Annotated in this window: 14 protein-coding genes; 11 read left to right on the top strand and 3 right to left on the bottom strand. The window is 70.2% G+C overall.

Going from position 1 to position 13145, the window contains the following annotated elements:
- The 5 genes from VG899_16015 to VG899_15995 form a co-directional block, all read left to right on the top strand.
- Positions 1-294 (top strand): aldo/keto reductase (locus VG899_16015; GenBank protein ID HWA67869.1); only part of this gene is annotated, 294 nt, incomplete at its 5' end.
- Between the two features lie 105 nt (positions 295-399).
- Complete coding sequence (locus VG899_16010) at positions 400-1932, top strand: DUF222 domain-containing protein (GenBank protein ID HWA67868.1); 1533 nt, start codon at positions 400-402, stop codon at positions 1930-1932.
- An 8-nt stretch (positions 1933-1940) separates the two neighbouring features.
- Positions 1941-2585: an alpha-ketoglutarate-dependent dioxygenase AlkB gene (locus VG899_16005; protein HWA67867.1), complete on the top strand. Its 645-nt coding sequence runs from the start codon at positions 1941-1943 to the stop codon at positions 2583-2585.
- 300 nt (positions 2586-2885) lie between these two features.
- A complete protein-coding gene (locus tag VG899_16000; GenBank protein HWA67866.1) occupies positions 2886-3587 on the top strand; it encodes a histidine phosphatase family protein in 702 nt (233 codons plus the stop codon).
- 10 nt (positions 3588-3597) lie between these two features.
- Positions 3598-4296, top strand: a complete 699-nt coding sequence (locus VG899_15995; protein HWA67865.1) for a dienelactone hydrolase family protein — start codon at positions 3598-3600, stop codon at positions 4294-4296.
- Between the two features lie 15 nt (positions 4297-4311).
- Here the strand turns inward: VG899_15995 and VG899_15990 are convergent, their stop codons facing one another.
- Both VG899_15990 and VG899_15985 read right to left on the bottom strand, forming a co-directional pair.
- The gene (locus VG899_15990) at positions 4312-4956 is read right to left on the bottom strand and encodes a response regulator transcription factor (GenBank protein ID HWA67864.1); all 645 of its coding nucleotides are present in this window, start codon (positions 4954-4956) and stop codon (positions 4312-4314) included.
- Positions 4956-6167, bottom strand: a complete 1212-nt coding sequence (locus tag VG899_15985) for a PspC domain-containing protein (protein ID HWA67863.1) — start codon at positions 6165-6167, stop codon at positions 4956-4958. The genes VG899_15990 and VG899_15985 overlap by 1 nt, the downstream gene beginning before the upstream one ends.
- Positions 6168-6281: 114 nt before the next feature.
- Between VG899_15985 and VG899_15980 the strand changes: the two genes are divergently transcribed.
- A complete protein-coding gene (locus tag VG899_15980) occupies positions 6282-7406 on the top strand; it encodes a PspC domain-containing protein (GenBank protein ID HWA67862.1) in 1125 nt (374 codons plus the stop codon).
- Entirely contained in the window at positions 7393-7611 is a 219-nt protein-coding gene (locus tag VG899_15975; GenBank protein ID HWA67861.1) for a hypothetical protein, read from the top strand. The genes VG899_15980 and VG899_15975 overlap by 14 nt, the downstream gene beginning before the upstream one ends.
- On the opposite strand, the gene VG899_15970 is transcribed toward VG899_15975, so the two are convergent.
- Positions 7576-8394, bottom strand: a complete 819-nt coding sequence (locus VG899_15970) for an exodeoxyribonuclease III (GenBank protein HWA67860.1) — start codon at positions 8392-8394, stop codon at positions 7576-7578. The two genes, VG899_15975 and VG899_15970, sit on opposite strands and share 36 nt — an antisense overlap.
- 22 nt (positions 8395-8416) lie before the next feature.
- Here VG899_15970 and add point away from each other — a divergent pair, with 22 nt between their 5' ends.
- Genes add through VG899_15950 form a run of 4 tightly spaced genes read left to right on the top strand, consistent with a single transcriptional unit; the run spans position 8417 to position 13144 of the window.
- On the top strand, positions 8417-9454 hold the full coding sequence (add, locus tag VG899_15965) for an adenosine deaminase (GenBank protein HWA67859.1): 1038 nt from the start codon (positions 8417-8419) through the stop codon (positions 9452-9454).
- A 31-nt stretch (positions 9455-9485) separates the two neighbouring features.
- Positions 9486-11336 (top strand): translational GTPase TypA, encoded by a 1851-nt coding sequence (gene typA, locus VG899_15960; protein HWA67858.1) that lies wholly within the window; start codon positions 9486-9488, stop codon positions 11334-11336.
- A 31-nt stretch (positions 11337-11367) separates the two neighbouring features.
- Positions 11368-12180, top strand: a complete 813-nt coding sequence (locus tag VG899_15955) for a hypothetical protein (protein ID HWA67857.1) — start codon at positions 11368-11370, stop codon at positions 12178-12180.
- Between the two features lie 22 nt (positions 12181-12202).
- The gene (locus tag VG899_15950; protein ID HWA67856.1) at positions 12203-13144 is read left to right on the top strand and encodes a heavy metal-binding domain-containing protein; all 942 of its coding nucleotides are present in this window, start codon (positions 12203-12205) and stop codon (positions 13142-13144) included.
- Position 13145: the final 1 nt, after the last annotated feature.

The following is a 13145-nucleotide window of genomic DNA, read 5'->3' as shown; positions in this document are numbered from 1 at the left end:
AAGAACCTCGAGCTCGTCGATGCGGTGCGCTCGATGGCCGCCGACAAGGGCTGTACGCCGGGGCAGCTCGCGCTCGCCTGGGTGATGGCGCAGGGCGAGGACGTCGTACCGATCCCCGGCACCAAACGCCGCGCTTACCTCGAAGAGAACGTCGGCGCCTGCGACGTCACGCTCGCGGCGGAAGACTTGGCCCGGCTCGACGCGATCGCGCCGGTGGGCGTCGCTGCCGGCGGCCGCTACATCCAGTCCGGCGGTCTGCAGACGACGTACGGCGACTCGCCGCCGCGTTCGTAGCCGTCGAAGGGATGGTGCGGGGGCGCGAAGCCTGTGGAAGAAAATCGTTGAAAATAAAGCGCTTTTGCTCTTGACCTGACCCATGATCGAACGTATGTTCGATACATGCAGGCGCAGCTCAACCGGCTCCACCGCAAGACTGCGGAGCGGGTCGAGGTCGCCGCGAGCATGAAGGTGGGGCCTGCGCTCGTCGCCGAGCTGAGCCGGCTCAACACCGAACCGATGACCGCCGAGACCGCGGTGACGGTGGCGGCGCTGTGGGCCAAGGTCGCTGCTTGGGTGAGCGCGCAGCAGATGGTTCCGACGTACGAGGCGCTTCACGGGATTCGAGGCGCGCTGAATCTCGACCCCCGCCATGAAGGTCTGATGCTGACCGCTCAGGAGCTGGCCTGCGAGACACACGTCGCCTACCCGACCGCGATGTCGCAGGTGGCGCTCGTCGAGCGGATCGCGGAGTGCCTGCCTGCGTCGTGGGAGGCGATGGCGCGCGGCGAGATCTCACTCGCGCACGTCAAGGCGGTAGAGAAGGCGACGACCAACTGCTCACCGCGAGTGGCCGAGGCCGTCGATTGCCAGGTGGTCGCCCTGGCGGTGGAGCGTGGCTGGACACCCGGCGAGACCGCGCGCGCCGCCCGCCGGCTCGTGATCGCGATGGACCCGGATGGCGCTGTGGACCGGGCCGCGGCAGCAAAGGACTGCGCCGACGTGCGGTTCTATCCGCTCCCGGACGAGACCGCGACCTTGGTCGCGACCGGAGACGCCGTTCTCGCTCGCCGGATGGCGGACGCGGTCGACGAGTTGGCGGAGGCGATGGCTCGCGCGGGTGACGACCGCAACGTCGGCGTCCGCCGATTCCACGCTCTGGCCGACCTGGTCTTGAACGAGCCGGGAGCGGGCATCGCCGACGGACGGCCCGTGCCCCGCGGTGAGACTCACGTGCGGGTCGATCTCACGACGATGCTCGGGCAGGACGACCGCCCGGGTGAGCTCGTCGGGTACGGACCGATCACGGCGCAGACAGCGCGGCGGATCGCCGCGGACACGATGCTGCGCCGGCTGGTGTTCGACCCGCTCACCGGCGACACCCTCGACCTCGGTCGCCGCTCCTACCGGCCGTCGGCCGCTCTCCGCCGCCTGATCGTCGCGGACAAGCCGACCTGCGGGATGCCCGGGTGTTCGCGTCCGTCGATCGACTGCGAGATCGATCACCGCCGCGAGTACGACCGGCGTACCGATCCGGGGCGGACCGACCGCGACAACCTCGGCCCGAAGTGCAAGCTGCACCACGACCTGAAGACCAAGAAGCTCTGGCACGTCGACGTCAACCCGGACGGGACGGAAACCTGGATCAGCTTCCTCGGTCATCGCTACACGAAGCATCCGACCTGGTTCCCGGTTCCGGAGCCGTTGGTGGTCGAGCCGGAACCTCCCGAGGAGATCGCCGACGGGCTGCCGCTGTTCGCCGATCCGGATCCGCCCGATCCTGACGAGCCGTTGCCGGCGCCACCTGCGCTCACTGATGCCGAGTACGAGGAGATGGCGCGTGCCGTCGATCTGCTCGACGCGTTCGGTGAGACGTTCCGGCAGTGGTGTGACCGCCATTACGACGAGGCCCGCGTCACCGGGCTCGTCGCCTAGTGATTGTCATGACGCCGGACGTCGCGTGGCAGCCGTCACTGCTCGACGGGGGTGAGCCGCGGATCGACGTGTCGTACGACGGGTTGCGCCGGATCGAGCTCGACGCCCGATCGTGGGTGGACTACTGCCCCGGGTGGCTGGCCGGCTCCGACTCGGTGTTCGAGGTCCTCGCTCGTGAGGCGCGCTGGCAGCAGCGGACGGTCACGATGTGGGACAAGCAGGTGCTCGAGCCGCGACTGACCGCCGGCTGGTCCACCGACGCCGCGCACGTGCCGCCGCTGCTCGCCGAGATCTGCCGGCTGCTCTCGCAGCGGTACGACGTGGGTTTCGACAGCGTGTGGGTCAACCTCTACCGCGACGGTCGTGACAGCGTCGCGTGGCACGGCGACCGCAACCGGCTGGTGATGGACGAACCGATGGTCGCGACGGTCTCGCTCGGCGCGCGGCGGCGCTTCCTGCTGCGTCGGCGCGGCAGCAGCCGGATCGCCCACGAGCTGGCGCCGGGCGCCGGGGATCTCGTCGTGATGGGCGGCGCCTGCCAGCAGGAGTGGGAGCACACGGTGCCCAAGACCGCGCGCGCCGTCGGGGCGCGGATGGCGGTGACGATCCGCCACAGTCAGCCGCACCGGCGAAGCGTGGAGACACCGGAGTAGCCCGCTGCCGGTCGCGCTCAACAAACCGGGGTGCCCCTCGAGTCGACTTGGCGTACGGTCGGCGCGTGGCGGCGCCGGTCGGCATTCGGGCGGCTGGCGGGCCGACGGAGCCATGAAGGCAGACGATCGTGGCGATGCGGTGCTCACGGAACTGCGGTACGCGGTCGACCTGCACCAAACCTGCACGAATCAAGGTGGCGCGGGCAGATCTGACGTTGAAACGTGAAGGTTCGGCGAACAGCGGTGGTTGCCCCGGACGGCGGTGACGATCCGCCACAGTCGTCCGCATACCGTGACAGGGTGACCGAGGCCGACGCTCCGCAATACCGCCAGTACCGATACGCCCCGCCGCCCGGCGGCACCGTGATCCTGCTGGTCCGCCACGGCGAGTCCGCGCCGGCCGTCGAGGGCGTCGAGGGCCCGATGTGCGACGGGCACACCGACCCCCCGCTGGACCCGGTCGGCGAGGGTCAAGCGCTGAAGGTGGCCGAGCGGCTCCAGCACGAGCCGCTCGACGCGATCTACGTGAGCAAGCTGCAGCGCACCCAGCAGACCGCCGCGCCCCTCGCCGCGAAGCTCGGCATCGAGCCGAAGGTGGATCCCGACATCCACGAGGTCGGCCTCGGGGAGTGGGAGGGCTGGAAGTTCCGCAAGCTGACCGCGGCCCACGACCCGATCGCGATCCAGATGTTCACCGAACAGCGCTGGGACGCGATTCCCGGCGCCGAGTCGAACAGCGAGTTCGCCGCGCGGCTGCGCGCGGGCTTCGGCCGCATCCACGCCGCGCATCCGAACCAGCGCGTCGCCGCCTTCGTACACGGTGGTGTGATCGGCATGACGATGTCCATCGCGACCGGCTGCCGACCGTTCGGAATGATCGGCGCGGACAACGGGTCGATCTCCGAGATCGTCGTGCTTGGCGAGGAGTGGACCGTACGCCGCTTCAACGACACGACCCACCTCGAGGAAGCGCTGTCGACCGCGCCGCAGCCGATGGCCTGAACGGCCGGCGATGGCGGACACGCACTACGACACCCCCAACGGACGGCTTCGCGGGTACCTGGCGACACCCGAGGGAGCCGAACCGCGACCCGGCATCGTGCTCATCCACGAGGCGTACGGGTTGACCGACGACATCCGGCGTACGGCGGACGCCGTCGCCGCTCATGGCTACCTCGCGTTCGCCCCCGACCTCTACTCCTACGGCTTCGCGCCGCAGTGCCTGCTCGCGACGATGTGCACCCTGCTGCGCGGCAGCGGCGGTAGGGCCCTCGAGGACATCGACGCGGCGCGCCAGTTCCTGCTCGCCCGCGACGACTGCACGGGCAAGGTCGGGATCATCGGGTTCTGCATGGGTGGCGGCTTCGCGATCCTCGCGGCGAGTCGCGGATTCGACGTCGCCGCACCGAACTACGGCCAGGTCCCGCGAAACGCCGAAGCAGTGCTGTCAGGCGCCTGCCCGGTGGTCGCGTCGTACGGCAAGCAGGACTGGATGTATCGCGGTGCCGCCGCGAGGCTCGAGAAGGCGCTGGTCGCCTGCGGGGTCGAACACGACGTCAAGGAGTACGCCGAGGCCGGGCACGGCTTCATGGTCAAGCACACCGGCGCCTGGGCCCTCGCCGAACACGTGCCCGGACTTCGCTACGTCGACAGCGCTCACACCGACGGTTGGCGTCGGGCATACGCGTACTTCGAGGAGCATCTGCACTAGCGGCAGCTCGCCCGGCTAGGGCAGCAGCCTGCGATCGTTCGCCCAACGTGCCAGCTCGCGGCGGTTGGACAGCTGCAGCTTGCGCAAGACCGCGGACACGTGGGTCTCGATCGTCTTCACGGACAAGAACAGCTCCTCGGCCGCCTCGCGGTAGGAGTAGCCGCGCGCGATCAGCCGCAGCACGTCGCGCTCGCGCGGCGTCAACACGTTGAGCTCTTCCGGATCCGGTGCCGCGGGCGCACCCGCCGCGAAGGCGTCGAGCACGAACCCGGCCAGCCGAGGTGAGAACACGGCGTCGCCGGCCGCGACCCGCTCGACCGCGGCGGCGAGGTCGTCGCCGCTGATGCTCTTGGTGACATACCCGCGAGCTCCGGCCCGGATCACCCGGATCACGTCGTCAGGGGAGTCGGAGACCGACAGCGCGAGGAACCTCGGCTTCGGGTGGTCGGCGTGCACCGCGCTGATCACGTGATCGCCCGTGCCGCTGGGCAGGTGCACATCCAGCAGGACGACGTCGGGATCGGTCCGGCGGATGCACTCGATCGCCTCGGCGATGTCCGCCGCCTCACCGACGACGTCGAGCCGGTCGCCGAGCTCGGAGCGGACCCCGGAGCGGACCAGCGAGTGGTCGTCGACCAGCACGACGCGAGGCCGCGGCACTAGATCGCAGCCTTCGACGGTAGGGGCAGGCGCAGCTGCACCTCGGTGCCGGACTTGGGAGTCGAGCGGATGGTCGCTGATCCGCCGTGGCGTTCCATGCGGTGCACGACCGACTCGCGTACGCCGAACCGGTCGGCCGGCACAGCCTTCACGTTGAAGCCCTTGCCGCGGTCGCGTACGTAGACGGTGACGTCCTGCTCGCCGACCTCGGCGTAGACCGAGATCGTGCGTTCACCGGAATGCTTCGCGGCGTTGACGACCGCTTCCCGCATCGCGGCCAGGATCGGCTCGGTGGTCGTGCCGGCGGCCAGGTCGCCGACCGCGACGACGTCGATGACCACGTCGTACTCGTCCTCCACCTCGGCGCACGCGGCGCTGACCAACGCTTGGAACGATGCGGCGGCCGGCTGCGGGCGATAGAGCCAGCCGCGCAGCTCGCGTTCGGAGTGCCGGACCAGACGGCGTACCTGCTCCGGGTCGTCCGCGCGCCGGTTGATCAACGTGAGCGTCTGGAGCATCGAGTCGTGCACCCGACCGGCCAGCTCGACCCGCTCGTGCTCGCGGATGCGCGCGGTCCGCTCCTCGGCGGCCTCGCGCCAGTAGCGCAGCAACCACGGACCGAGCACCAGGAGCAGGCCGAGGGTGACGACGACGACCGGGAGCGCCGCCCGGCGAGCCACCGGGAAGGCGTTCTGCGTGGCCAGGAACGAGCCCATTCCCGCCAGGACGAGGCCGCCGCCGGCGAGGTAGCGGAGCGCAGTTCGCCCGCGGGCGCCGGACAGGACCGCGCGCTGCCGGTCGGCGACGCTTCGCCAGCGGTTGCGGCTGGCCTCGTCGGCCTGGCGCCACAGGATGGCCGCGCCGGTGACGGTGGCCGCCGCCGGCCACAACAGCTCGGCGCCGATGCCGAACAGCTGCCCGACCAGCAGTACGGCGGCGCCGAGAGCCGCGAATCCGAGCAGCTGAAGCGAGGAGTCCTGCGGGTCGGGACGCCCGCCGTCCTCGACCGCCTCGGGCACCACGACCCAGAATGCGGCGTAGAGCAGGACGCCGAGCCCACCGAGGACGATGGAGACGACGAAGCCGATCCGCAGGAAGAGGACCGAGACGCCGAGGTGGTCCGACAGCCCGGTGGCGACTCCGGCGACCAGCCGCCCGCTGCGTTGCCGGTACAGCCGTCGCACCGGCGCCACCGGTTCCGACGCGCCCATACCCAGATCGTCACACGGGCTGGGCGCTGCCAACCGGGCAGCGGGCAAGTTCAGGGTCGATCTCAGGGTTGATCCCTGATGGCACGCCGACCCGGCCGCAGCACGATCGAGGACATGACCACAGCTGACATGCCCGCGGGCGAGCGGCGAAGGCTCACCCGCGCCCACGACGGGAGAGTCGTCGCCGGCGTCTGCCAAGGGGCGGCTCGCTACTTCGACATCGATCCCGTCATCTTCCGGATCGTGCTCGCCGCGCTGACCGTCTTCGGGGGCGCGGGTGTGATCATCTACGTCGTCGCCTGGGCCCTCATCCCCGACGAGGCCTCGCCCGAGACGCGGCTCGAACGCTGGTTCACGACAGGCGGGCGGGTCGACCTCCGCCAAGTAATCCTCCTGGCGCTGATCGCGGTCTGTGTCGTGATCTTCCTGGCGACGGCGCACATCTTCGGCCACGAGTACGGCGCGGCCGCCGTCGCGGTCATCGCGGCTCTGCTGCTGACCGAGCTGATCGGGCGCCAGCACGGTCACGGACTGTTCCCGCCGCGGCAGGCCGCGCCGGCGCCGTCAGCGCCCACCATGACGGCGTCCGCAACCCCGCCGGTCGAGTGGGTGGCCGCACCCAGCGCCCCGATCCGGCCTCGCGAGCGGGCGTGGCTCGGGTGGCTGACGTTCGCCGCGGTCGTCCTCGCCGTCGGCGTACTCGCTCTCGTCGCAAGCTCGGGGGCTGCGCATCCGCAGCCCGCCGACGTGCTCGCGGTGTGTGTCGCCGTTGCCGGGTTGGGCCTGGTCATCGGCGCCTTCGTCGGCCGGGCGCGGGCGATGATCCCGATCGGTCTGCTGCTCGTGGCGATGCTCGGGATCGCGAACGCCCTGCCTCGCAACCTCACCTGGAGTGCGGGCACCCGCGACTGGGCGCCGGTGTCGGGCGACCTGGCGTCGTCGTACGTCCTCGGCGCCGGAAAGGCCGACCTCGACCTCACCCGACTCGACCCCACGACCTCGGCCACCGTCGACGCACGCCTCGGCGCCGGCCGGCTCATCGTGACGGTGCCGCGAGGGATGGGCGTGGTCGTCGAGGCGAAGGTCGGCGCCGGCCGCGTCTACCTGTTCGGGCACGAGCAGGACGGCACCGGGCTCGACGAGCACGTCTCAGCCTCACCGACGGCTCACGACGGCACCTTGACCCTGCAACTGCAAGACGGTTTCGGCGATCTGGAGGTACGTGATGCGCTCGCATGAGCTCGACCCGTGGTCCCTCGTGTCCGGAGTCGGCTTCCTGTGCGTCGCCGGCAGCTACCTGCTGACGCACACGACGAGCGTGCACCTGCACTGGCTGCTCGTCGTACCGGCGGCGCTCATCGTGGCAGGCGTCGCGATCTTCGGCGGCGTCATCAGCCGGATGCGGCGCTCAGCCGAGGTCGACGACGACCGGCGCGTGGTCTGACGGGCCGGTGCCTTTGCGCGCGTCGCGATCGACGTACGCGTCCTTGACCTCGCCGGCGAGCGCAGCCGTCGCGTAGAACAAGTCGATGCGCATGCCCTGGTTCTTGTGGAACATCCCGGCGCGGTAGTCCCAGTAGGTGTAGGGCGTGTCGTACTTCATCGCACGCGGGACGACGTCGTGCAGGCCCAGGTCTCGCAGCGCCTGCAACGCGTCGCGCTCCGGCTTCGTGACGTGGGTGGAGTCGGCGAACTTGGTGATGTCCCACACGTCGTCGTCGGTCGGGATGATGTTGAAGTCGCCGGTGATCACGAAGCGGTCGTTCGCAGCGATCTCCGCGCTGACCGCGGTGCGCAGCGAGGCGAGCCATTCGAGCTTGTAGGCATAGTGAGGGCTCTCCAGCGTCCGCCCGTTGGGGACGTACAGCGACCACACCCGCACGCCGTCGCACGTCGCGCCGACCGCGCGCGCCTCCACCTTCGGCGGGGTGCCGATCAGCGCCGGGTCGTCCTCGTCGGGCGGTGGGGCGTACGCCGGCTGGCCGGGGAAGTCGCGGGTGACGTCGTCGAGGCCGACCCGGGACAGGATCGCGACGCCGTTCCAGCGCCCCTCGCCATGCGCAGCGACTTCGTAACCGAGCTCCTGGGCCCGCTCGCCCGGGAACGCGTCGCTGGCGCACTTGATCTCCTGAAGGCACAAGACGTCCGGCTGGGCGAGCTCGAGCCACTCGTTGAGCCGCGGCAGCCGGGCGCCGACGGAGTTCACGTTCCACGTCGCGATCCGCATCCCGTCACCTTATGGTCGGGCGATGACGGAGGCGGACCTGGTCGCGCTGCCGAAGGCGCACCTGCATCTGCACCTGACCGGCGGCATGCGCCACACCACCCTCATCGACCTCGCCGAGCGATACGGCATCCGCCTCCCGGAACGCTTGGTCGACGAGGTCTCCGACGACTGGCGGCTGCTCGGCTGGCCGCGGTTCCAACGGCTGTACGACCTCGCCCGCGGCGTGCTGCGCAGCCCGGCCGACATCGAGCGGCTGATCCGCGAGATCGCCGAGGACGAGGCCGCCAACGGCTCGCGCTGGCTCGAGCTACAGATCACGCCGACCGGCTACGCCGCGCGACTCGGCGACCTCGTCACCGCGATGGAGGTGTTCTGCGCCGCGGCAGCCGCGGCGCAAGCGGCCAGTGGTGTCGGCGTACGCCTCATCGTCGCGGGCAACCGGACCCGGCCGCCGTGGGAGGCCGAGACGCTCGCCCGCCTCGCTGTCCGCTTCGCGGCGGACGGCGTGATCGGGTTCGGCCTGTCCAACGACGAGCGGCAGGGGTCGCCGGAGACCTTCGCGAAGGCGTTTCGGATCGCGCGCGACGGTGGGCTTCGCGCGATGCCGCACGCGGGTGAGCTGCTCGGAGCCGACTCGGTCGAGCGGACCATCCGGGCGCTCGAGCCGGTCCGGATCGGTCACGGTGTGCGAGCGGTCGAAGACGCCGACGTGATGGCGCTGCTGGCTGATCGCGGGATCGCGTGTGAGGTCTGTCCGGCCTCCAACCTGGCGCTGGGCGTGTTCGCCGAGGCCGCGGACCTTCCGGTCAGCCGACTGGAGGCCGCCGGCGTACCGGTCGTGATCGCGGCTGACGACCCGCTGCTGTTCGGCGCGTCACTGGTCGAGCAGTACGTCGCCGTGCGCGACGCGCTCGGCTACTCGCGGGCCGACCTCGCCCGGCTCGCGAAGGCCTCGATCACCCACTCGGCCATGCCGCCCGACCTCGCCCAGGCCGCAGTCGCCGACATCGACCGCTGGCTCACCGAGGTGTCCGTGCCTCCGGCGTCCGTAGCGACCTGAGACACGGCCGTCGTCAGTAGCCTGGAATGTCGTGGCACAACGCAGCGACCTCCGGAACGTGGCGATCATCGCGCACGTCGACCACGGCAAGACGACCCTCGTCGACGCGATGCTCTGGCAGTCCGGCGCCTTCTCGGCGCACCAGGCCGACGAGGGCAGCGTCAACGAGCGGGTCATGGACTCGATGGACCTGGAGCGTGAGAAGGGCATCACGATCCTCGCCAAGAACACGGCGGTCCGTCACGGCGACCTGACCATCAACATCGTCGACACGCCTGGTCACGCGGACTTCGGCGGTGAGGTCGAGCGAGCGCTGTCGATGGTCGACGGCGTTGCCCTGCTGGTCGACGCCAGCGAAGGCCCGCTTCCGCAGACCCGGTTCGTGCTGCGCAAAGCCCTCGCCGCGGACCTTCCCGTCGTACTGATCATCAACAAGGTCGATCGCTCGGACGCCCGGATCGCCGAGGTGGTCGACGAGACCTACGAGCTGTTCCTCGACCTCGACGCTGACGAGCGCCAGATCGACTTCCCCATCGTCTACTGCCAGGCGAAGACCGGCCAGGCGTCGCTGAACCGGCCGGCGGACGGCGCCAGCCCGGACAGCCCGGACCTCGAGCCGCTGTTCCAGGTGCTGCGCGACACGATTCCCGCCCCGACCTACGACGAGACCGCGCCGCTGCAAGCCCACGTGACCAACCTGGACGCCTCGCCCTATCTCGGCCGGCTGGCCCTCATCCGGATCCACAACGGCGAGATGAAGAAGGGGCAGTCGGTCGCGTGGTGCAAGGCTGACGGCTCGATCGAGCAGGTGCGCCTCACCGAGCTTCTCGGCACCGTGGCGCTCGAGCGGGTGCCCATCGACTCCGCGGGCCCGGGCGACATCGTTGCCATCGCCGGGATCCCCGACATCACCATCGGCGAGACGCTCGCGGACCCCGCCGACCCGCTCCCGCTGCCGGTCATCACGATCGACGAGCCGAACATCTCGATGACCATCGGCATCAACACCTCGCCCCTCGCCGGCCAGAGCGGCAAGAAGCTGACCGCGCGGCTGGTGAAGAACCGGCTGGACGCCGAGCTGGTCGGCAACGTGTCGATCCGGGTGCTGCCGACGGATCGGCCGGACACCTGGGAGGTGCAGGGACGAGGCGAGCTGCAACTCGCGATCCTCGTCGAGCTGATGCGACGAGAAGGGTTCGAGCTCACCGTCGGCAAGCCGCAGGTCGTTGCCCGCGAGATCGACGGCAGGCTGCACGAGCCCGTCGAGCGGCTCACCATCGACTCGCCGAGTGAGTACCAGGGCGTGCTGATCCAGCTGATGGCGCTGCGTAAGGGCCGGCTCGAGCAGATGGTCGACCACGGGACCGGCTGGGTCCGCATGGAGTACCTCGTGCCCGCCCGCGGCTTGATCGGCTTCCGTACCGAGTTCCTGACCGAGACGCGGGGCACCGGCCTGCTCCACCACGTGCACGAGGGGCACGAGCCGTGGTTCGGCGAGCTGCGGACCCGGCCGACCGGTTCGCTCGTCGCCGACCGCTCAGGATCGACCACCGCCTTCGCCCTGGCCAACCTGCAGGACCGCGGCACGATGTTCGTCGGCCCGGGCACGGACGTGTACGAAGGAATGATCGTCGGCGAGAACTCCCGATCGGACGACATCGACGTCAACCCGACGAAGGAGAAGAAGCTCACCAACATGCGGCAGAGCTCCGGCGACGTGCTCGTGCCGCTGATCCCGCACAAGGTGCTCAGTCTCGAGCAGTGCCTCGAGTTCTGCCGGGAGGACGAGTGCGTCGAGGTGACTCCGACCACCGTGCGGATCCGCAAGGTGACGCTGGACGCCGCCACTCGTTACCGAGAGGCTAAGCGCCGGAGCAACTAGCGCAGCGGCCAACCGAGGGGGAGATGCGGCCATGGGCTTGATCGGCAAGCTGTCGGAGATGCGGATGAAGGACCCCGCCGAGGGGGTCCTGCGGGTCACCGGGATCACGATGCCGGACCCGACCGCGACCAGCGCCAACTATCGCTTGGACGGCGTCGTGTCCGCCGACGGCCTGCTGCCGACCCCGGTGGTCCATCACGGCATGACCTCGACGAGTCGCTGGCCGTCGCCCGGCGACGAGCTGCCGGTGACGGTCGACCGGGCCAAGCCGGAGCGGCTCGTCGTGCACTGGAAGGAGCTCCCCACCGGGCAGCAGACCGCGCAGCAGATGGCGCAGCAGCTCGCCGCCCAGATGCGAGGTGAGTCGACGGGCATCCCGCCGGTCGCGGGCATGCCGGGAGCGACGACCTCGACGACGGTCATGCTCAACGGCCAACCGGTCGACCTGAGCTCGATGACCGGTCAGCGCGGAACCGACTTGAACAACCTCGTCCAGGCCGCAATGGCGGTGGCGGGCTCCACGCCCGGGATGCAGCAGGCGGGCGCCGTGCCGACCTTGCCGACGGTCAGCAACGCCGAGATCCTGGCCAGCGGTCTGGCCGGCCACGCCACCCTGCTCGGCACCTTCCCGCCACCGGCACCGGTGGTGAAGGAGGGGCGCACCGGGGTCGGCCTGATGTTCAACGTGCTGATCGACGGCAGGCCGCCGTACCAGGTCCAGAACGTCTACGCGGTGCCCAACGACAAGCTGACCTCGCTGACCCCGGGCAACCTGTTGCCGGTCAAGGTCAATCCCGGCAACCCGCAGCTCGTCGCGGTCGACTGGGACGCGATCGGCCGGTAGCCGGCAGCGATACGGTCGCCAGGTGGCCGACTGGGACGGGACGGGCCTGCCGCCCGCGGCGCAGGCGCGGATCGACCGCGCGGCCGCCGGCCACATGCGGTCGTCGCTGCTCAGCGTCCGCGGCGACGCGGCGTTGCAAAGTGCCGGTCTCGACCCGGTCGGCGAGGTCATGGGCTCGATCGTCAACCAGCTCGGCTGGGCGGGCTGGGGCGGTTGCGGGTTCGTCTCGAACTACGGCCGCATGGCGGGCGGCTACAGCACCTACGGCAGCAGGTACGGCGGCTTCGGCATCCCGCCCACCCCCGTGACCTCCGGGCAGAGCGGGCAGTGGCGCGGGTTCGCGCCGTACGTCAACGCCCTCTACAAGGGTTACGAGACCGCGCTGCATCGGGCGTTGCTCGAGGCGCAGGCGCTCGAGGCGGACGGCATCGTCGGGATCACCGTGACCCGCGAACGCCTCGGCGACGGCGCCGCGTGGGAGTACGTCGTGCGTGGAACGGCGGTGCGGGCGAGGTCACGGCAGCGCCCCACACACCTGTTCTCGACCGACCTGTCCGGCGCTGACGTCGCGAAGCTCATGCACGCCGGCTGGGCGCCGGTGTCGCTGATGTGGGGCATCTCCGTGGCGATCCGCCATGACGACTACGCAACGCGCATGGCCAGCCGGCCGTGGACGAACCAGAACATCGAGGTTCCCGGCTACACCGACCTCGTCCTCCACACCCGAGCCGACGCGCGTCATCAGCTCGAGAACAAGGTGGCGAAGTACGGCGCCGACAGCGCCATCGTCAGCGGCATGTCCTTGCAGGTGTGGGGGATGGAGTGCCGCTCGGGCGGCCAGCACGACCACGTGGCCGAAGCGGTCATCGTCGGCACCGGCCTGGCGAAGTTCCACGCGGGCACGCAAGCGCGAACTGACAGCATCACCGTGATGCCGCTGAGGAAGCCAAGGGAAAAGCAGTGAG

This window comes from Mycobacteriales bacterium, assembly GCA_035550055.1.
In the GTDB taxonomy this organism is placed as follows: Bacteria; Actinomycetota; Actinomycetes; order JAFAQI01; family JAFAQI01; genus DASZTV01.
The sequence above is the reverse complement of the archived record's forward strand: the minus strand, read 5'-3'. Positions and strand labels throughout refer to the sequence as shown.

Bases quoted from the DNA above. Each gene is read 5' to 3' on its own strand.
- VG899_15955 (HWA67857.1), top strand. From the start codon at position 11,368: ATGGGCTTGATCGGCAAGCTGTCGGAGATGCGGATGAAGGACCCCGCC.
- VG899_15995 (HWA67865.1), top strand. From the start codon at position 3,598: ATGGCGGACACGCACTACGACACCCCCAACGGACGGCTTCGCGGGTAC.
- VG899_16010 (HWA67868.1), top strand. From the start codon at position 400: ATGCAGGCGCAGCTCAACCGGCTCCACCGCAAGACTGCGGAGCGGGTC.
- VG899_16005 (HWA67867.1), top strand. From the start codon at position 1,941: ATGACGCCGGACGTCGCGTGGCAGCCGTCACTGCTCGACGGGGGTGAG.
- add (HWA67859.1), top strand. From the start codon at position 8,417: ATGACGGAGGCGGACCTGGTCGCGCTGCCGAAGGCGCACCTGCATCTG.
- VG899_15970 (HWA67860.1), bottom strand. From the start codon at position 8,394: ATGCGGATCGCGACGTGGAACGTGAACTCCGTCGGCGCCCGGCTGCCG.
- VG899_15985 (HWA67863.1), bottom strand. From the start codon at position 6,167: ATGGGCGCGTCGGAACCGGTGGCGCCGGTGCGACGGCTGTACCGGCAA.
- VG899_15975 (HWA67861.1), top strand. From the start codon at position 7,393: ATGCGCTCGCATGAGCTCGACCCGTGGTCCCTCGTGTCCGGAGTCGGC.
- VG899_15980 (HWA67862.1), top strand. From the start codon at position 6,282: ATGACCACAGCTGACATGCCCGCGGGCGAGCGGCGAAGGCTCACCCGC.